General features: G+C 63.2%; 15 protein-coding genes. 3 read left to right on the top strand and 12 right to left on the bottom strand.

The features are described 5' to 3' along the window. Positions 1-2,424, top strand: coding sequence for a glycoside hydrolase family 3 C-terminal domain-containing protein (locus B5E42_RS11950; RefSeq protein WP_242967116.1), 2,424 nt, complete (start codon positions 1-3; stop codon positions 2,422-2,424). Next, positions 2,421-2,939 carry a GtrA family protein gene (locus B5E42_RS11945; RefSeq protein WP_087239946.1) on the top strand — a complete coding sequence of 173 codons (519 nt, stop codon included), beginning with the start codon at positions 2,421-2,423 and terminating at the stop codon, positions 2,937-2,939. The genes B5E42_RS11950 and B5E42_RS11945 overlap by 4 nt, the downstream gene beginning before the upstream one ends. Before the next feature lie 556 nt (positions 2,940-3,495). On the opposite strand, the gene glpK is transcribed toward B5E42_RS11945, so the two are convergent. The 5 genes from glpK to B5E42_RS11920 form a co-directional block, all read right to left on the bottom strand. After that, positions 3,496-5,001 (bottom strand): glycerol kinase GlpK, encoded by a 1,506-nt coding sequence (glpK, locus tag B5E42_RS11940; protein WP_087239944.1) that lies wholly within the window; start codon positions 4,999-5,001, stop codon positions 3,496-3,498. 1 nt (position 5,002) lies between these two features. Beyond that, complete coding sequence (locus tag B5E42_RS11935; RefSeq protein ID WP_087239942.1) at positions 5,003-5,377, bottom strand: DUF1667 domain-containing protein; 375 nt, start codon at positions 5,375-5,377, stop codon at positions 5,003-5,005. Continuing rightward, positions 5,374-6,633: an FAD-dependent oxidoreductase gene (locus B5E42_RS11930; RefSeq protein ID WP_087239940.1), complete on the bottom strand. Its 1,260-nt coding sequence runs from the start codon at positions 6,631-6,633 to the stop codon at positions 5,374-5,376. Before B5E42_RS11930 ends, B5E42_RS11935 begins: the two co-directional genes overlap by 4 nt. Then, positions 6,626-8,062: an NAD(P)/FAD-dependent oxidoreductase gene (locus B5E42_RS11925; RefSeq protein ID WP_087239938.1), complete on the bottom strand. Its 1,437-nt coding sequence runs from the start codon at positions 8,060-8,062 to the stop codon at positions 6,626-6,628. Before B5E42_RS11925 ends, B5E42_RS11930 begins: the two co-directional genes overlap by 8 nt. A gap of 142 nt (positions 8,063-8,204) precedes the next feature. Continuing rightward, positions 8,205-8,774, bottom strand: coding sequence for a glycerol-3-phosphate responsive antiterminator (locus B5E42_RS11920; protein WP_087239936.1), 570 nt, complete (start codon positions 8,772-8,774; stop codon positions 8,205-8,207). Between the two features lie 530 nt (positions 8,775-9,304). Here B5E42_RS11920 and B5E42_RS11915 point away from each other — a divergent pair. Next, entirely contained in the window at positions 9,305-11,473 is a 2,169-nt protein-coding gene (locus tag B5E42_RS11915; RefSeq protein ID WP_087239934.1) for a prolyl oligopeptidase family serine peptidase, read from the top strand. Positions 11,474-11,748: 275 nt separating this feature from the next. On the opposite strand, the gene rpsR is transcribed toward B5E42_RS11915, so the two are convergent. The 7 genes from rpsR to B5E42_RS11880 all read right to left on the bottom strand — a co-directional run bounded on the left by rpsR (position 11,749) and on the right by B5E42_RS11880 (position 19,061). Beyond that, positions 11,749-11,943, bottom strand: coding sequence for a 30S ribosomal protein S18 (gene rpsR, locus B5E42_RS11910; protein ID WP_087240246.1), 195 nt, complete (start codon positions 11,941-11,943; stop codon positions 11,749-11,751). 171 nt (positions 11,944-12,114) lie between these two features. Further along, a complete protein-coding gene (locus B5E42_RS11905; RefSeq protein WP_087239932.1) occupies positions 12,115-12,390 on the bottom strand; it encodes a hypothetical protein in 276 nt (91 codons plus the stop codon). Between the two features lie 814 nt (positions 12,391-13,204). Next, entirely contained in the window at positions 13,205-14,710 is a 1,506-nt protein-coding gene (malQ, locus tag B5E42_RS11900) for a 4-alpha-glucanotransferase (RefSeq protein ID WP_255397022.1), read from the bottom strand. A gap of 26 nt (positions 14,711-14,736) precedes the next feature. After that, positions 14,737-15,753 (bottom strand): LacI family DNA-binding transcriptional regulator, encoded by a 1,017-nt coding sequence (locus B5E42_RS11895; protein ID WP_087239928.1) that lies wholly within the window; start codon positions 15,751-15,753, stop codon positions 14,737-14,739. Positions 15,754-15,833: 80 nt separating this feature from the next. Continuing rightward, complete coding sequence (locus tag B5E42_RS11890; protein ID WP_087239926.1) at positions 15,834-16,676, bottom strand: carbohydrate ABC transporter permease; 843 nt, start codon at positions 16,674-16,676, stop codon at positions 15,834-15,836. Continuing rightward, the gene (locus B5E42_RS11885) at positions 16,676-17,527 is read right to left on the bottom strand and encodes a sugar ABC transporter permease (protein ID WP_087239924.1); all 852 of its coding nucleotides are present in this window, start codon (positions 17,525-17,527) and stop codon (positions 16,676-16,678) included. Before B5E42_RS11885 ends, B5E42_RS11890 begins: the two co-directional genes overlap by 1 nt. A gap of 160 nt (positions 17,528-17,687) precedes the next feature. Continuing rightward, the gene (locus B5E42_RS11880) at positions 17,688-19,061 is read right to left on the bottom strand and encodes an ABC transporter substrate-binding protein (RefSeq protein ID WP_343214190.1); all 1,374 of its coding nucleotides are present in this window, start codon (positions 19,059-19,061) and stop codon (positions 17,688-17,690) included. Positions 19,062-19,140 lie beyond the last annotated feature (79 nt).

Here is a 19,140-nt window from a genome sequence, read left to right as displayed (position 1 = left end):
GTGCCGAGGGATCACGACAAGCGTGAGAAACATCTGACCTTGGAGGAGGCGTGCGCCCTTCTCTCCGGCGGAACCCAGTTCACCAGCAAGGCGATGCCCCGGCTGGGCATCCCGTCCATCTGCTTCTCCGACGGGCCGCTGGGGGTGCGGAAGCAGGCGGGGGCGGCGGATCATCTGGGGCTCAACCCCAGCCTGCCCGCCACCTGCTACCCCGCCCCGGCCACCCTGGCCAACGCCTGGGATGTGGCCCTGGAGGAGGAGATCGGCCGGCATCTGGGGGCGGAGGCCGCCGCCCTGGGGGTGGATGTGCTGCTGGGGCCGGGGCTGAATATCAAGCGCTCCCCTCTGTGCGGCCGGAATTTTGAGTACTTTTCGGAGGATCCCTGCCTCTCCGGCAAGCTGGCGGCGGCCTGTATCCGGGGCATCCAGTCCCAGGGGACGGCCGCCTGCCCCAAGCACTTTGCCGTCAACAGCCAGGAGACCCTGCGCATGCACTCCGACAGCGTGGTGGACGAGCGCACCCTGCGGGAGCTCTACCTCACCGGCTTTGAAATCGCGGTGAAGGAGGGCCATCCCCAATGGATCATGTCCGCCTACAACCGCATCAACGGCATCTATGCCAACGAGAACCGGCAGCTGCTGCGGGATATTCTGGTGGACGAGTGGGGCTTCGGCGGCTGTGTAGTCACCGACTGGGGCGGCTCCAACGACCATGCGGCCGGGGTGGCGGCGGGCAGCCATCTGGAAATGCCCGCCGCCGGCCCCGCCGCTGACAGGGAGCTGCTGGCAGCCGTCCGCTCCGGGCGGCTGGACAGCGCCTGGGTAACAAAGATGGCGGCAGAACTGCTCCGCAATCTGCCGGAAACGCCCGCGGCCGCGCGCTCCGTCCCGGATTTCGACCGGGAAGCCCACCACGCCTTTGCCCGCCGGGCCGCCGCGGAATGCGCGGTGCTGCTGAAAAACGAGGGCAGCCTGCTCCCCCTGGCCCCCGGCACCCGGGTGGCCGTGATCGGGGACTTCGCGGACAGGCTGCGGTTTCAGGGGGGCGGTTCCAGCTGTGTCAATCCCACCCGGGTGGACAGCCCTCTGGACTGTCTCAGGGAGAGCGGCCTGGAGGTGGCGGGGTACGCCCCCGGCTTCCTCCGCCACGGCGGGGAGGACGCCGGCCTGCTGGCCGAGGCCGCGGCGCTGGCCCGGACGGCGGATGTGGTTCTGGCCTATCTGGGCCTGGACGAGCGGACGGAGACCGAGGGGCTCGACCGTGAGTCCCTGGCCCTGCGGGACAACCAGATCAAGCTGCTGGAGGCCGTGTCCGCCGTCAACCCCGACGTGGTGGTGCTGCTCACCTGCGGCGCGCCGGTGGAGACGCCCTGGATTGCTCACTGTAAGGCCCTGCTGCTGGGCGGGCTGGGGGGACAGGCCGGGGCCGGCGGCGCGGCAGACGTGCTTACCGGCCGGGTCACCCCTTCCGGCAAGCTGGCCGAGAGCTGGCCCATGAGGCTGGAGGATACCCCCTGCGCCCCCTGGTATCCCGGCCGGGAGCGCACTGCCGAGTACCGGGAGGGGCCCTTCGTGGGCTACCGCTATTACCAGACCGCCCGGGTGCCCGTCCGCTTCCCCTTCGGCTTCGGGCTGAGCTACACCAGCTTTGCCTATGATGGCCTGGAGGCCACGTCCCGGCAGGTGTCCTTCACCCTGACCAACACCGGCCCTGCGGCCGGGGCGGAGGTCGCCCAGCTCTATATTGCCAAGCCGGACAGCCTGCTTTTCCGCCCGGCCCTGGAGCTGAAGGGCTTTGCCAAGGTCTCTCTGGCGCCCGGCGAGTCCCGCCGGGTGACCATTCCTCTGGATGCATACGCCTTCCGCTATTTTAATGTCAAAACCGGCCGCTGGGAGGCAGAGGAGGGCATCTATCAGGTGATGGTGGGGGCCTCCTGCGCCGACATCCGCCTCTCCGGCTCCCTGTCCGTAGAGGGTTCCGGGGCACCGGCTCCCTATGACCTGTCCGGGCTGCCCCACTATATTACAGGGCAGGTTCACCAGGTCACCGACCAGGAATTCACCGCCCTGCTGGGCCGGCCCATCCCTCCCGCCAGGTGGAACCGCGCCGCCCCTCTCACCGAGAACGACACCTTTTCCCAGCTCCGTTATGCAAAAGGATGGGCGGGCCGGTTGGTGTACCGAATCCTCCGGCGCCAGGCGGATAGAGCCGCCCCGGCGGACAAGCCGGATCTCAACGCACTGTTCCGCCTAGGCATGCCCTTCCGGGCCGTTGCCAAAATGACGGCGGGCATGGTGGACATGGACATGGTGCGGGCTCTGGTGGAGCTCTTCAACGGCCGGTTCTGCCGGGGGGCGGTTCATCTGCTGGCGGCCTGGCGGCGGAAGCGCCGGATGGATCGAAAGAAGGTGGCGGAGCCGTGACTGCCCTGAAACGGTGGATCGGCACCCACCCGACCCTGTGGGAATTTATCCTCTTCAACCTGCTGTCCAACTGCGCCACCATAGTCAACTTCCTGGTCATGTGGCTGTGTACCGGCCTTCTCTTCACCCCGCTGCGCACGCTGCCCTTTCGCTTCCTCTTCTTCGACTACACCGATGTGGCCAACGACCTGGGCCTGTGCGGCTTCCTGAGCTTTCTCGCGGCCACGGCCGCCGCCCAGGCCGTCAACTTCTTTGTCCAGAAAAATCTGGTGTTCCGCTCCAATGCGCAGTTCCGCCGGGCGGTGCCCAAGTATATTCTGCTGGCGGTGGTGCTGGTGCTGCTCTCCGCTGCCCTGCCGGCCTACAGCCAGGCACTCTTTCTGAGCCTGGGGGTGCCCCAGCCGCTGGCGCCCACGCTGGCCAACCTGGTCAACATTGCGGTGCAGGTCATACTCAGCTATCCGGCCATGAAGTTCTGGATTATGCCGCCCGGCAAGGACAGGGCAGGCACATAGGACTTTTCTTTGTTTATATCCGGCGCAAATTTTGAGGCAGGGCTGCTGCCTTGACCCATAACCTGACCCAGAACAGGAAAAATCCCGGCGGAGCGGAGAGCATATGACCTCCGGGATTTGGAAGATTTTCGGAACAAAAGGGGTCGGAAAGCGTCTGAAATCAACGGATTGAACCGCCGGCAGCAGCTCATAACCCGGAGATCGAAGGTTCAAATCCTTCCCCCAACCAAAAAGTACCGCATTCCGTTGGAATGCGGTACTTTTTTCGCTTTTTGACCACTTGCTTTTTTGTTTTTAACACTTTTCTAACACACCGTCCTGTGAAATGGTCTGCGGTAGCGGCAATTTGCTGATGGCTAGCCTATATTCTAGCACTAAAATGGAACGCCCCCAAGGAGCCCCAAACCAAGGCTCCTCGGAGGCGTTCTTCCTCTGAGTTTTCATGTAGGTATGCTGCCTGGCGACTTTTCAGAGGGCGTCTGCCGCATGCAGAAAAACATCCCCCAAAATCAGCGTTTATCCTCCCCGCTCCGAAAGGGGGGAATCTTGCGATATCTCACAGCGTGGAGCTATCGGCCTGATTTACCCATCCCCGGCAGCGCTCCACGGCCCGGTGCCAGTCCGCCAGCAGGCACTCCCGGTGCCGGGCGTCCATGGCGGGGGAGAAGGTGGTGTCGCACCGCCACAGGCGGGAGAGCTCCTCCCGGCTCTCCCACACGCCGGCGGCCAGGCCGGCCAGATAGGCCGCCCCCAGGGCGGTGGTCTCCCGGATGGCGGGACGCAGCACCGCCCGGCCCAGGATATCCGCCTGGAACTGCATGAGGAAGCCGTCCCGGCTGGCGCCCCCGTCGGCCTTCAGGCTGGTGAGGGGCACCCCGGTGTCCGCCTCCATGGCCCGGGCCAGGTCTGCCACCTGGTAGGCGATGGACTCCTGGGCCGCCCGGGTGATGTGCTCCCGCCGGGTGCCCCGGGTGAGGCCGATGAGCATGCCCCGGGCGTACATGTCCCAGTAGGGCGCCCCCAGCCCCGTGAAGGCGGGCACCAGGTACACGCCCCCGTTGTCGGGCGCCTTCCGGGCGTAGTACTCCGCGTCCCGGCTGTCGGGGAAAAAGCGCAGCTCGTCCCGCAGCCACTGGATCACCGCGCCCCCCACGAACACCGAGCCCTCCAGGGCGTACTCCACCTTGCCGTTGAGGCCCACGGCAATGGTGGTCAGCAGGCCGTTCCTGCTCTCACAGGGGGTATCCCCGGTGTTCATCAGCAGGAAGCAGCCGGTGCCGTAGGTGTTCTTGGCGTCCCCGGGGGAGAAGCAGCCCTGGCCGAAGAGGGCGGCCTGCTGGTCGCCGGCCATGCCCGCGATGGGGATGCGTACCCCCTGTATGTCGGTATAGCCGTAGATCTCGCTGGAGGAGCGCACCTCCGGCAGCACGGAGCGGGGGATGTCCAAAGCCTCCAGCAGGGTGTCGTCCCAGTCCAGCCTGTGGATATCGAAGAGCATGGTGCGGGAGGCGTTGGTCACATCGGTGACGTGAACCGCCCCGCCGGTGAGCTTCCACACCAGCCAGCTGTCCACCGTGCCGAAGAGCACCTCCCCACGCGCCGCCTTCTCCCGCGCCCCCTCCACGTGATCCAGCAGCCACTTGAGCTTGGTGGCGGAGAAGTAGGCGTCGGGGAGCAGGCCGGTGACGGCCCGGATGTGCTCCTCCAGCCCGTCGGAGCGGAGCTGATCCACCAGCTCCGCCGTGCGGCGGCACTGCCACACAATGGCGTTGTGCAGGGGCCGGCCGGTGGCCCTGTCCCACAGGATGGTGGTCTCCCGCTGGTTGGTGATGCCGATGGCGGCAATCTCCGGCGGCTCCACCCCCGACCGGGCGATGGCCTCCATCATCACGCCGTACTGGGTAGACCAGATCTCCATGGCGTCCTGCTCCACCCAGCCCTCCCGGGGGTAGTGCTGCGCCAGCTCCCGCTGGCTCACCCCCAGGATGTTCTGCTCCCGGTCGAAGAGAATGGCCCGGGAGCTGGTGGTGCCCTGATCCAGGGCCAAAATGTACTTGCCCATATTACGCGCCTCCCGCCGCCTCATCTGTCTGCGGCAGTGCCCGGGTGGACACAAAGTCGGCCCCGGTGCCGCAGACGTCCTTTACCACTACCTGCCCCAGCCGGACAGGCGCCTCCACCGTGATACCGTCCAGCGCCGCCGCCACGTCAAAAATCCGCTCCTTGGGCACGGGGCCGCTGGTCTTGACCGGGCAGCGGGGGTATGCGCCGCCGGTACAGCGCACTGTGGAGGTGATCACCCGGGTGGGATGGGTCAGCTCGCGCTTTCCATACGCCTCCCCCCGGGGACAGCCATTGCCCGTGACCGTGTAGCCGCAGGCCTCGTCCACCTTCAGATGGCAGCCCCTGGGACAGACAATGCAGATGAGTTCCTTCATCCGGCCTTCACCTCCTCGACGGCAATGGTAATGGCTCCATCGGCCTTATCCAGCAGTGCCCGGGGTAGAGTGATGTGTTCCATCTCGCCGGGGGCCAGGCAGTCCCGGCGGAAGGCGGCCAGCTGGCGGCCGCCGCTGGTGACTGCAATCCGGCTGGGCCCGCACACCCGGTTGACCCGGAAAAAGAGCTCGCACCCCTGCTCCACCCGGCCTGGGCGGATGTGCTGGGGCACTGTGTAGGTGACGCAGTCCCCGCTGACCACCTCCAGTGCGGACTCCTCCGGGCCCGCCCCCTCCAGCACATAGCGGGCGGCGGCCCGCCCGGCCCGCTGGCTCTCGGCGGTGACAAAGTCCACCAGATCGTGAACGTGGGCCACATTGCCGCTGGCGAACACCCCGGGCAGGGAGGTCTCCATATTCTCATACACCACCGCGCCGCTGGTGCGGGGGTCGATGGCGATGCCCGCCTGGCGGGTGAGCTCGTTCTCCGGGATCAGCCCCACCGACAGCAGCAAGGTGTCACAGTCAAAGATCATCTCGCTCCCCGGAATGGGCCGCCGCTGCTCGTCCACCTTTGACACCACCACTTGCTCCACCCGGTTCTTTCCCCGGATCTCGGTGACGGTGTGGGAGAGATAGAGGGGGATGTCATAGTCGTGGAGGCACTGGACGATGTTTCGGTTCAGGCCGCCGGAATAGGGCATGACCTCCACGCAGGCCAGCACCTTGGCCCCTTCCAGGGTCATGCGCCGGGCCATGATGAGGCCGATGTCCCCGCTGCCCAGGATCACCACCCGCTCCCCGGGCAGCCACCCCTCCATGTTCACATACCGCTGGGCGGCTCCGGCGGTGAAGATGCCGGCGGGTCGGGTGCCGGGAATAGAGATAGCCCCCCGGGTGCGCTCCCGGCAGCCCATGGCCAGCAGGACGCTCCGTGCCTCCTCTACCCGATAGCCGGTGGCTTTCCCCACCATATGAACCCGGCGGTCAGCCCCCACCTCCAGCACCATGGTATCCAGCCGCACCTCCACTCCGGTGTCACGGAGCATATTCACAAACCGTCCGGCGTACTCCGGGCCGGTGAGCTCCTCCTTGAAGTAGTGAAGCCCGAAGCCGTTGTGGATGCACTGGTTGAGGATCCCCCCCAGTTCCCTGTCCCGCTCCACGATCAGAACCCGATGCAGCCCCGCCTCCCAGGCGGCGCAGGCGGCGGCCAGACCGGCGGGGCCGCCGCCGATGACAATGAGATCATACATCGGTCTTTCCTCCCTTCGTCTCCCGGGCCAGCAGCCAGGAGCCAGCCCTGTCCTGCACGATCTCCCCCGGGGAGCAGCCCAGCTCCCGGCAGAGCAGCTCCACCACCCGGGGGCCGCAGAAGCCGCCCTGACAGCGGCCCAGCCCGGCGCCCACCCGGCGCTTCACCCCGTCCACCGACCGGGGCGGGATGGGGGCGCGGAGGGCGTCCAGGATCTCCCCCTCCGTGACGGTCTCGCAGCGGCAGATGATCCGGCCGTAGTCGGGCCGTTCCGCCGCCAGGCGGGCCTTTTCCCCCTCGGGTAGCTCCTTGAAACGCACCCGGCGGCGCGAAGCTTGAAAGCTGGCCTTCCGCTCAAGGGGCAGGCCCGCCCGCCCCATCAGCTCTGCGGCGTACTCTCCCACGGCGGGGGCGGCGGACAGGCCAGGGGAGCAGATACCTGCCAGATCCAGGAACCGGGGCGCGGCCTCCTCAATGACGAAGTCCCCGGTGTCGGCTACCGCCCGCACCCCCGCGAAGCTGCGGATGACAGTCCGAAAGTCCACCGACGGCACCGAGCGCAGGGCGGTTCCTCGCACAAAATCCAGGCCGGCGGCGGTGGTGGCGGTGTCGTCCCCCTCCACCGGCTCGGCGTTGGGGCCTACCAGCAGGTTGCCGTGGACTGTGGGGGTCACCAGCACCCCCTTGCCGTGTTCGTTGGGGCACTGGAAGATCACCCGGCCCACCCGATCCCCCTCGCTCTTGTCCAGCAGGAAGTACTGGCCCCGGGAGGGATGAAGGGTGAAGGTACGGGGGGCCGCCATCTCGTGGACGACCTGGGCGTCCAGCCCGGCGGCGTTGACCACCCACCGGCTCTCCAGCTCCCCCCGGCTGGTCTCCACCCGCCAGCCTGTCTCCGTGGGGTACAGGCCGGTGACTGCCGTCTCCAGGTGGAGTTCTGCCCCGTTGCGCACCGCCGTCTCCGCCAGGGCCAGGCAGTACTCCCAGGGAGAACAGATAGCCGCCGAGGGGGCGTGGAGGGCGGCGGTCACCGCCGGGGACAGGCTGGGCTCCAGGGCCCGGGCCTCGTCCCCGGTGAGCAGGGCCAGGCCGGGCACGCCGTTGACGTTTCCCCGCCGGTACAGCTCCGCCAGGGCCTCCCGATCCGCCGGGGTGAAGCCCAGCACCAGGGAGCCGCAGGGGGAATAGGGCACGTCCAGGGCGGTGCAGAGCTGCCGGGCCAGGGCCACGCCCCGCACATTGAGCCGGGCCATCAGGGAGCCGGGCAGGGGGTCGTAGCCGGCGTGGAGAATGGCGGAGTTGGCCTTGGTGGTGCCGTCGGCCACGTCATTCTCCCGCTCCAGGATGCCCACCCGGAGCCGGTATTTGGACAGCTCAAAGGCCGTGGCCGCGCCCGTGATGCCGCAGCCGATGATGAGGACGTCGTACATAGCAAAACCTCCACAAGACAGGGTGCGGGGAGCTCTCCCCCCGGTACAGAAGAAAAAAAGAGCGGGACAGGACAGCCCCACAGGGGGGCGGCTCTGTTTCGCTCTCACTCTCCGGAAACAAACGATGTACAGTTGGGCCGGGCTACATGCGCCACACGGCGGGATTGGTGGAGGAAACAGCCACCGCCCCGGCGCCCAGGGCGCCGGTCACGTCCTCCTTGTCGGTGATCAGTCCCCCGGCGATGATGGGCCTGCCGGTGGTGTCGCACAGGCGGCGGATAATCTTGGGCATCAGGCCGGGCAGCACCTCCACCAGGTCGGCGGACTCGTGGGAGAAGTGCCGCTCCACGTTTTTCAGCGCCATGGAGTCCAGCAGAAAAATCCGCTGGATGGCCACCAGACCCAGTTCCCGCGCCCGGCGGGTCAGGGCCGCCTTGGTGGAGATCACCCCGTCGGCACTGGTGCTGCGGGCGATAAAGTCAGCGGAGATCTCCCGGGCGGCCAGTCCATCAATCAGATCCAAATGGACAAAGACCCGCTTGCCCGCCTCCCGCACCCGCTCCGCCGTGTCCCGGATGGTCAGGATGTCGCCGTAGAGGAGAAACAGCACGGAGACGTCGCTCTCCAGCGCCTGTGCCAGCCCTTCCTCGTCCTTAACCGCCGCAATGACCGGCCCGGCGGCCAGAAGCTCCAAAAGCTGCGGTGTTTCCATGTGCCTCTCCTCCCGATGTGAAAACAATGCCCCAGCAGAAAAAAGCGCAAAGCGGCATTTCCCCGCTCTGCGCATCTCATCATTTCTCTGCACTGAGGTATCTTTATCATAACAGCTCCGCCGCAAAATTGCAAGCCCCTGCGGCACGCCAGGACTGTCAAAAATCGACACAGATAATTGTGCGAAATATATAAAATTGAAAATGCTATTGACAGAAATTTGTGAATCTGCTATTTTAGTTTTGAAAAACTAATATGTTTTTATGCGCATGAGTGAAGAGAAGCGCGGCTGTGAGGGACAGCCGCGCTTTTGCATATTCTGTTTTCAGATTGGAGGTAGTATACAGGGAGGAAACAAAAAAGGACAAAACAGGCAGGGCATGGCCCCTGCCCGGTCATTTACACAAAGTCACGAAAAGAGGTGTGGTCAAGGGAGAAAACCGTCCATAGTATCCGCCTATATGGCGGATGCGTCCTATCATACAGTACAGGTTGCTTTCGCTATCACTTTATCGTTGAGGAGGGAATGTGATGAAAAGACGTTTTTTTTCGCTATCGACCAGAGAGGGATGCAAACACTATGCACTTTTGTTTGCCTGCCTGATTTTGATCTTTAGCTTCATGGCCTCCATGGTACAAACTTCTTTTGGGCGGGTAAATATTGAGAGAGTTAAGTTCGACGCACGCGGAGCTGTGCAGGATGGCGATTTGTACACTCCGGCCTATACAAACTCTAACAGTAGTCTCCCCTGCGTGGTCCTCTCCCATGGTGGCGGTTGTACAAAAGATGTGATGAATGGATTCGCGCAGGAGCTCTCCCGGCGCGGTTATGTAGTCCTAAATGTCAGCTCGTACGGCTCTGGACTGTCTGGCCAGCCCATGTACGATGAGGACGGTAGCGGCGTTGAAAATATGGCGGTCACATCCCAAGGGCTGTGGGACGCCGTGAACTATGTACGGACTCTTACCTTCGTCGACCCCACCAAGATCATTATTGCCGGACACTCTCAGGGAGGATACCGTTGCGGCTACGCCGCCATGCTGGATTGCCCCTATTTCACCTTAAACGATATGCTGATTAATTTCATGTATAACGAGTTCGGTATTTCCTTCACCGAAGAGGAGATCGCTCAAGACGCTTTCGTGCTGGCCGACCAGTATCTGAACGAGGATCAGCGGAAATTCTTTGACGCCAAGTCCGAGGAGTATTCCGAGTATATCAATACACGCATTAAAGGCGTGGTGTCCATCGGCAATACCGGAATCGGTATCGTGGACGCGCTCGCACCCCAAAAAGTGTCCGTTGCTGGGCACGAGGTGACCCGCTATCTACAGACGAACATCGCGCTCCTGTGCGGCAACTGGGACCACAACTATATGAGTCTAGCTGACCCCGTTTTCCCAAACAGCTATTTCCAAACGGGAGATACTCTGCCCGTGGATACCTGGGTTCAGGTGGTCAATGAAGCCGACGGAACCGGGGTACAGTTGGGCGACTTCGACTCCGCTTCTATCCTTGACAACAATGCGCTCCTCGATGCGATCGAGGCGCGCAGCACCCGCATCGTCATCCCTGTGGATCACGCTACCCACTCCGCAGAGTTCTTTGAGTCCTTCTGCGAAAGCACTGCAGGCAAGTTGGTGGAATATGCCCAGCAGGTGGTGGACTTTAACAACGGGCCTCTTGCCGAAGATCAAGGGATCCCTGCCGACAATATCATTTGGATCGTGCGGGAGTATCTCAACTTTGCGGCTATGCTGTCTATGCTGGGCTTTGCTGTGGCCCTGATCGGGTGGCTGCTTAAAGGCTCCTATTACGCTCCTGTTGCCTTGGAGCATCCCGCCTCAAACTACATCGTATACAGCAAGGCACAGTACGGTATATTTATGGTTCTGATCGTTATAATCTGCACGTTCTGCAGCTACCTGTGCAACAACAGCATGAAGATGCTGAGTAACCCACTGGTGGTGTTAATGCCTTCGAATAAGTTCCTTCCGCTAGATAAAACGGCGAACTTTGTTTACGTCTATATGAGTTGGTCTGCGATACTCCTGCTGGTGCTCATCGCCGCCTATGTCTTGATAAACAAAAGGATACACAACAAGAACGGACTGGAGATTCTGGGCATCAAGATGAGCAGGAGTGCGTTCCTGCGGACTCTGCTTTTGTCGGTAGTAATTTTTATGGCTTGCTATGCCTCAATGGCTATGATCCGCTATTTGTTCGGGCAGGACTACAGACTATGGATGTGTGTTTTTACCGATATGCAACTGATCCACTGGACCCAGGCTCTGCGTTATCTGATCTTCCTGGTCCCGGTGTATTTTGTGACCAACGCGGCAGTAAACATGGTGTCCCTGAAGGAGAAGAAGTTCGTTATGCCGCTGATTGGCACTGTGGTTATTGGGTCACTCGGCGTCTGGATTAATCATGCAATTCATGTCATCGGCATGTACACCGGATCCGACCCCACCAATTTCTATGTGAACTTGATCAGCGAAGGCTCTGTTACCGGGGCTACAATCATCTTTGTTCCCATCACCATCTTTGTTTCCAGGATTTGCTATAAGCTCACCAAATCTATCTGGACGGGCACGTTCCTGTGTTCCTTCCTGACAGCGTGGATGTGGGTCTCCGCGATCTCCAGTACCAACATCTATATGGGTAGCACCTTTCTGGAACGCATGCTCGGCTTCTGATCAATCTTCTCCCTCCAAACAGCGGGGGCGTGCCACAGCCGCAGCTTACCCTCTTTAAGCGGTGGATGTCTATGCGTTGTGGGTGCTCGCCCCAAAGCCAGCCTCTTATGACGCAGTTTTTACCGATGGTGCAAATCGGATGTGCTGTTTCAATCTGCTAGACTTTGGTGTGTCTGGATCATGTGTCGGAGAATTTCTTGCGGAACCACCGTTTCCGCCTGAAAAATTCCATCCATACCCCCGGGCCAGTCAATGGCCCGGGGGTGTCCATGCTTTTAGTCGGTGACGAAGGGTAGCAGAGAAATCTGACAGGCGCATTTGATGGCCTCGGTCAGCTGGCGCTGATGCATGGCGCAGGTGCCGGTGGTGCGGCGGGGCAGGATCTTGCTCCGCTCAGACAGGTACCGGCGCAGCTTGGCCGCGTCCGCATCGGTATCGTTTGCGCAGCCGGATAGAGTTAATCGTCCCAGCCGTCGTCATATTCGGTATAGTCCTAGTCATTATAGTCGGCAGCACCGTCGGCATAATTGCACTATATCCAGATTCACAGAGTATATCATATTCCAAAATAAAACAGTGCCAGGATCTTCATCTGCTGAAAATCCTGACACTACTTCTTAAAATGCGGGGAGCTTTTACTACTATTGCTTCCAGTACTGTTTTACTTTTTCCTCCGCAGCCTGGGGCAAAAGTCCAAACTGCTCTACCAGTTTTTGTGCTATCTGCTTTTGTTCCACAGACATACTTCTGAGCGTACTGACCATGGCACGAATGCCTTCTTCACGGCCCTCCTGCCGAGCAGCCTTTGCCACGTTGTAGTCGTGGATCTCGGCGATTTTCTCCTGATCGAACAGCGTTATCTTCGCCTGGCCTCCCATGAGGGAAAGGATATGGGCGGCTTCGTTTACGCCGCCCACAGGTGAAAAATCAGGGGATTTCCCACCCTAATACGCACACTTGATTTGGGGATAGAAAAAGGGCGGCTGTCATCAAAACAGCCGCCCGATAGGGGGGCTAATACAAGTTATTTGCTATCCGGCAGGCCCGGAAACCATTGATATTACGGGATTTTTTGAAAAGTTCTGTATCGCCATTCGTACCACGTCGGAGCAAAGTCCGCTTTGCTCCGACGTCTTTTAATGACTGAGGCAAAAAAGACGTCATCCGCCCGCTCCCTTGCTCCCCCTTTCCAACTGCGACCCGCTGCGCTGGGCTCGTAGCTGGTCGGCCGCCCTGCGGGCGGCATTTTTTTCTCCATTAAGAAATATCGGTTTTAACCTACTCTTCCAAAAAGAAAGACATGACTTACGTCGTCAGGCTGCCGAAAAACCCTCCCCCGAAGGAAAGCCTCGCAGAGTTTACCCGCAAGGGGCACGCCGCATCCGTAAGACGGCAAGGCCGCCTACGGCTGCGCAGCCTGCGGCCATCTCGGCCTAAGCGCCGCCGCAAACGGCGGTTGGCCTCGAAACGCGCCTGCGGGCGCAGGCAGCCGCAGGAATCAAATCAAAATCCGTCATTTCCGGGGACACAAGGTGAATTGCCCCGAAGGGGCAAGAGAGGGCCCCCTGGGGGGTGCGCCTCGGAAATGACACTTCTCATGGCGGAAGAGCCGACTTTTTCAAAGAAAACGAACCTCTTCCGCCATGTGGTCTTTCTCGAAAAAGCGGCTTTGCCGCTTTTTCGACACACAGAAGCGCCTGATGTCTCCATCAGGCGCTTTTTTTGATGCTTTTATCCGGCGGGTTCCGCCGGCAGGCGCTCATAGAGCTCCATCTGCCGGTGGAGGCGGGCGGCCAGCTCCGGCGCGGCAAAGCCGGGCCGGGCCCGCCACTGCCAGTTGCCCCCCAGGGTGGAGGGGGTGTTCATCCTCGCCTCGTTGCCCAGGCCCAGCACGTCCTGCATCTGCACCACGGCGCAGTCCGCCGTGCTGGCCCAGACGGCCCGCATCATGCCCCAGTTCTCCCCCTCCGCCGGATCCAGGTGGAGGTACTCCCGGGCCAGGGCCACGTCCGCCGGCTCCGCCTCGGCCAGCCAGCCCAGGGCGGTGTCGTTGTCGTGGGTGCCCACATAGGCCACGCAGTTGGCGGGGTAGTTGTGGGGCTGATAGGCCCGGCCGCCGCCGTCCCGGCTGTCGAAGGCGAACTGGAGCACCTTCATGCCGGGGAAGCCGGTGTCGGCGAGGAGCTGGTGGACGGCGGGGGTGAGGAAGCCCAGATCCTCGGCGATGATGGGCCGCTTTCCGATGGCCGCCTCCAGGGCCCGGAAGAAGTCCAGCCCCGGCCCCGGCTTCCAGAAGCCCTTTTTGGCGTTCTCCGCCCCGGCGGGGATGGCGTAGTAGGCCTCAAACCCCCGGAAATGGTCGATGCGCAGCACGTCGTAGAAGCGGAACTGAAAGGAGATGCGGCGGAGCCACCAGCGGTAGCCGTCGGCCTTCATGGCCTCCCAGTCGAACAGGGGGTTGCCCCACCGCTGGCCGTCGGCGGAGAAGCCGTCCGGCGGACAGCCCGCCACGCCGGTGGGGCGGAGGGCCTCGTCCATCTGGAACTGGGACGGGTCGGCCCACACATCGGCGCTGTCCTCGGCCACGTAGATGGGAAGATCCCCGATGATGGCGACCCCCTGCTCCGCCGCCCGGGCCTTCAGGGCCTCCCACTGGCGGAAGAACAGGAACTGGACGCCCTTCCAGAACCACAGCTCCCCGTCCAGCTCCCGGGCCGCGGCGGCCAGGGCCGCCGGCTCCCGCCGGCGGAGGGGGGCGGGCCACTGGCTCCAGGGCGCGCCGTCATGGCGGCCCTTGAGGGCCATGAACAGGGCGTAGTCGTCCAGCCAGTCCGCCTCCCGGGCGCAGAAGGCGGCCAGCTCCTCCAGCCGCCGGGCCCGCAGGCGGCGCACCGCCTGGCGCAGCACGGGGAAGCGCTGCCGGTACAGCAGGCCGTAGTCCACCCGCTCCGGATCCTCTCCCCAGTCCAGGCCCTGATACTCCTCCGGCTTCAGCAGGCCCTCGGCGCACAGATCGTCCAGATCAATGAGGTAGGGGCTGCCGGCGAAGGAGGAGAAGGCCTGATAGGGGGAGTCGCCGTAGCTGGTGGGCCCGATGGGCAGCACCTGCCAGTACGTCTGGCCCGCCCGGGCCAGAAAATCCACAAAGGCGCGGGCCTCCGCCCCCAGGGTGCCCACCCCCCAGGGGGAGGGCAGGGAGGTGAGCGGCATCAGAATGCCGGCACTTCGCATCATCACAACACACTCTTTCTTGGTTTTGACGTTCAGGGGGCCGGGCCCAGCACCCGCACGCTCTCCCGCTGGAGGAGGGTGAAGGGCACCGCCTCGTGGATGGGGGGCTGGGCATAGTGGATGCCCCGCAGCAGGGTCTGCACCCCCCGCTCCGCCAACTGGGCCGTGTCCTGCCGGATGGTGGTCAGGCGGGGCACGCTGTAGGCGGCGGAGGAGGTGCCGTCATACCCCACCACCGAGATGTCGCCGGGTACGGACAGGCCCTGGTCGGCTAGGGCCCGCATGGCCCCCAGGGCGATCACGTCGCCCAGGGCGAAGAGGGCGGTCAGGCCCGGCTCCCGCTCCAGCAGGCGCTTGGCCGCCCGGTAGCCCTCCGCCATGGAGTAGCGGCAGGGCTCATACTGCCGGGCCGGGTCGAAGTCCAGGCCGTTGCGGGCCATGGCGGCGTAGACGCCCCGCAGGCGCTGGGAGCTGATCTGCTCCCCGGACAGGTTGCCCCCCAGCACGCCGATGCACCGGTGGCCGCAGGTGTACAGATAGTCGATCACCTCGCCCGCCGCCGCCGCGTCGTCGGTGGTGAAGCTGGACAGATTGTCATAGCCCAGGCCCCGGGCGCTGTTGGTCAGCAGCACGCAGGGCACGGTGAGGGGGCGGAACTCCGTGCGGAAGAACTCCAGGTCGCCCCCCAGGAAGAGAAAGCCCTTGGGCCGGCGGAGGCGGGCGAGCTGGACGGCGTACTGCACCTCGTCGGCGTCCTCGTCCAGGTAGGCCACGTACACCTCCTCGCCGTTGTCCTGGAGCCGGGACTGGATCCGCTCCAGGATGTCCGCAAAGAGCAGGTTCTGGGTGCCCTTTACCAGCACCGCCACCGCCGACTGGGCCTGCATTTTCAGGTGGCGGGCGTTGGAGTTGGGCTGAAAGCCGTGCTCCCGCACCACGGCCAGCACCCGCTCCCGGGCCTGCTCGCTCACGTCCGGGTGGTCATTGAGCACCCGGGAGACGGTGCCCAGGCTGTATCCAGACAGCCGGGCAATGTCCTTGATGGTCATACCACATCCCAATCCCTCTCAAAAATCCATGCACAGCCGAAGGGGACGGGGGAGCGGCGGGGCCGCTCCCCGGAGGCGGCTCAGCCCTTGACCGCGCCGGCCACGACGCCCTTGATGATGTGCTTCTGGGCCAGCAGATAGACCACAATGATGGGCAGGATGGCCAGCATGATGCATGCCATCATGGGGCCCATCTCCACCCGGCCGTAGCTGCCCTTGAAGAACTGGATCAGCATGGAGATGGTGCGGTACTTCTGGATGTCCAGAATCAGGGTGGGCAGCAGGTAGTCGTTCCAGATCCACATGGCCTCCAGGATGGCCACCGAGATCATGGTGGGGCGCAGCAGGGGGAACACGATATGGAAGTAGGTCTGGATGGGGCTGCAGCCGTCGATCATGGAGGCCTCCTCCATGTCGATGGGCACGCTGCGCATGAAGCCGCAGAACATGAACACCGCCAGGCCCGCGCCGAAGCCCAGGTAGATGATCCACAGCACCCAGGGGGTGTTCAGGTGGAGGGTGTCCGCCAGGGAGGACAGGGTGAACATGACCATCTGGAAGGGCACCACCATGGAGAAGGCGCACAGCAGATAGAGGATCTTGGTGAAGCGGTTGTTCACCCGGGTGATGTACCAGGCGAACATGGAGCAGAAGATCAGGATGGCCAGCACCGAGGTGATGGTGATGAAGGCGGTGTAGAACAGGCTGAGCAGGAAGCCCTGGGAGCCGATGGCGTTCTCATAGTTGGCCAGGCCCGCGAAGGTATCGGCGTTGGGCAGGTCGAAGGCGGTGCTGGTGCTGATGGCGCTCTCCACCTTCAGGGAGTTCATGAGCACCATGAAGATGGGGTACATGTAGATGACGCACACGATGGTCATCACAATGCTCCAGATCCGGTTGGAGCGCAGGGTTTTCTGTTTCATTACTGCTGTACCTCCCTCTTGCGGGTTGCCCGCAGCTGGATCAGGGCGATGGCCACCACGATCACGCAGAAGATAACGGCCTTGGCCTGGCCGATGCCGCGCCACTGGGGCCCGGAGCGGCCGTAGAAGGTGTAGTAGATGTTGTAGGCCAGCAGCTCGCTCTGGTGGGCGGGCTGGCCGCCGGTGAGGGCCATGTTCTGGTCAAAGAGCTTGAAGCTGTTGGTGATGGTCAGGAAGAGGCAGATGGTGATGGAGGGCATGAGCATGGGCAGCTTCACCTTCCAGAAGGTCTGCCAGCGGGTGGCGCCGTCGATCTCCGCGGCCTCCACCAGGGTGTCGGGCACGCTCTGCAGCCCGGCCACGTAGATGATCATCATGTAGCCGATCTGCTGCCAGCACATGAGGATCACCAGGCCCCAGAAGCCGGCGGTGGCGTCCAGGGTGAGCAGGGGCTTCTCCAGCAGGCTGAGCACGCAGTTGAGCAGGATCTGCCAGATGTAGCCCAGCACGATGCCGCCGATCAGGTTGGGCATGAAGAACACGGTGCGGAAGGCGTTGGTGCCCCGGATGCCGCGGGTGAGGATCAGGGCCACGGCCAGGCCGCCGATGTTGATGGCCAGGGTGCTCACCACCACGAAGGCGCAGTTGTACCAGAAGGCGTGGGTGAAGGTGGAGTCGCTGATGGCCCGGATGAAGTTGGAGATGCCGATGAAGGTGGCGTCCCGCACGGTGGTGAACTGGCAGAAGGCCAGGTAGACGCCCTGGATGAACGGGATGATGAAGCCGATGGTAAAGGCGGCCAGCGTGGGCAGCACAAAAATCGGCCAGTATTTCCTGATGGCTTTTTGCACAGCCGATCCCCCCTCAAAGAATTGAAAATGCGCCGTCCGGGCAGACCGCGCTCCAGTCAGGTGCGCGGCCTGCCCGGGCGGCGTTTAAGAACCGGGGCCGCCGGACTCATTCCGGCGGCCCCGGAAAGCCAATGCTTTCTCTTGTTCAGCTTACACAGCCTCAGCCGTTGGCCAGGGCGTACTCGGCGGCCCAGTTGTCCACGAAGGCGGACACCACGGCATCCCAGTTGGCGTCGGTCTGGTCGGCGGCGTAGACAGCCAGGGCGGAACCCAGCACGTTCTTCCACTCCTCAGAGGGCATGGTGGTGAAGTTCCAGGACACGGGGGTCTTGCCGTCGGCGGTCATCTGAGCGTCCAGGGCCACGAAGGGGTTGCTGGACTCGGGAGCGGCCTGGAAGGGGATGGCGAACGCCATACCGGCCCCGCCGGAGGGCATGGCGCCCTCGCCGCCGGTCATGGCCTGCAGGGCGGTCTCGTCGGTGACGCACCAGTACATGAAGTCCAGGGTGGCCTGGATGTTCTCAGCGGAGGCGTTCTTGTTGACGCACCAGTAGTTCTCGGAGCCGGTGCACAGGCCCTGGTTGGCCTCGTCGCCCACGCCGATGTAGATGGGGATCATGGTCACGTCCGCGTCGGACAGCTTACCCTCGCCCACCACGTTGCCGTACTCCCAGGAGCCGTTCTGATAGAACACGGCCTGGCCGGAGGTGAACTCGTTGACGGCGTCGTTGGCGGTCTTGGCGGTCAGCTCAGCGGGGTCGCAGGTGGCGTTGTTGATGTACAGATCCCAGATGTTGCGGTAGTTGTCCAGGTAGGTGCCCTCGATGGCGTCGGTGGAGGTGATGCCCTTGTCCTGGTACTCGAAGTAGATGGGCAGGTTGGCCAGGTGGGTCTTGAAGCGCCAGTCGGAGGAGCTGTCCATACCGGCGGAGGTGAAGGCGGAGAAGCCCAGCTCGTCCTTGCGGGCGGTGATGTCCTCGGCCACGGCCTTCAGATCGTCAAAGGACTGGATGTCCTCCACGGTGTAGCCGGCCTGCTGCAGCAGGGTCTGGTTGACGATGATGCCGTAGGACTCGATGACGTAGGCGATGCCGGCCACCTCGTCCCCGTTCTTCAGGGCGTAATCGTCGCTGGTCAGCTCGCCGTAGAGGGCGGAGCCGGACAGGTCATAGCAGTAGTCCTTCCAGCTGTTCAGACCCACGGGGCCGTTGACCTGGAACATGGTGGGGGCGTCGTCCTTGGCCATCTCGCTGGTCAGCATGGTCTCGTAGGTGCCGGAGGCGGCGGTGACCACCTTGACGGGCACGCCGGTCTCCTCGGTGTAGATCTCCGCCAGCTCCTGCCACTGAGCGTCCTGCTCGGGCTTGAAGTTCAGGTAGTAGACGGAGCCGCCGGAGCCGGAGCCGGTCTCAGCGGCAGGGGCATCCGTTCCGGCGGAGCCGGTCTCGGCGGGCGTTCCGGTGCCGCCGCCGCAGCCGGCCAGGAGAGACAGGGACAGGGCCGCAGTGAGGCCCAGTGCAAGAATCTTCTTCATTTCCATTGACCTCCTAGAAAACTTGATGAGATTGCGCGGCTGGAATCGTTTCTGGAAACGTTTCCAACTGCTACGATAT

Origin of the sequence: Flavonifractor sp. An10 (assembly GCF_002161215.1) — a bacterium.
GTDB lineage: Bacteria > Bacillota > Clostridia > Oscillospirales > Oscillospiraceae > Flavonifractor > Flavonifractor avistercoris.
This window is presented reverse-complemented; position numbering and strand designations above follow the sequence as displayed.

What these genes read in the sequence shown, in the direction of transcription:
- B5E42_RS11925 (WP_087239938.1), bottom strand. Translation starts at nt 8,062, where the DNA reads ATGTACGACGTCCTCATCATCGGCTGCGGCATCACGGGCGCGGCCACG.
- glpK (WP_087239944.1), bottom strand. Translation starts at nt 5,001, where the DNA reads ATGGGCAAGTACATTTTGGCCCTGGATCAGGGCACCACCAGCTCCCGG.
- B5E42_RS11895 (WP_087239928.1), bottom strand. Translation starts at nt 15,753, where the DNA reads ATGACCATCAAGGACATTGCCCGGCTGTCTGGATACAGCCTGGGCACC.
- B5E42_RS11890 (WP_087239926.1), bottom strand. Translation starts at nt 16,676, where the DNA reads ATGAAACAGAAAACCCTGCGCTCCAACCGGATCTGGAGCATTGTGATG.
- B5E42_RS11935 (WP_087239942.1), bottom strand. Translation starts at nt 5,377, where the DNA reads ATGAAGGAACTCATCTGCATTGTCTGTCCCAGGGGCTGCCATCTGAAG.
- B5E42_RS11880 (WP_343214190.1), bottom strand. Translation starts at nt 19,061, where the DNA reads ATGAAGAAGATTCTTGCACTGGGCCTCACTGCGGCCCTGTCCCTGTCT.
- B5E42_RS11920 (WP_087239936.1), bottom strand. Translation starts at nt 8,774, where the DNA reads ATGGAAACACCGCAGCTTTTGGAGCTTCTGGCCGCCGGGCCGGTCATT.
- B5E42_RS11930 (WP_087239940.1), bottom strand. Translation starts at nt 6,633, where the DNA reads ATGTATGATCTCATTGTCATCGGCGGCGGCCCCGCCGGTCTGGCCGCC.
- B5E42_RS11915 (WP_087239934.1), top strand. Translation starts at nt 9,305, where the DNA reads ATGAAAAGACGTTTTTTTTCGCTATCGACCAGAGAGGGATGCAAACAC.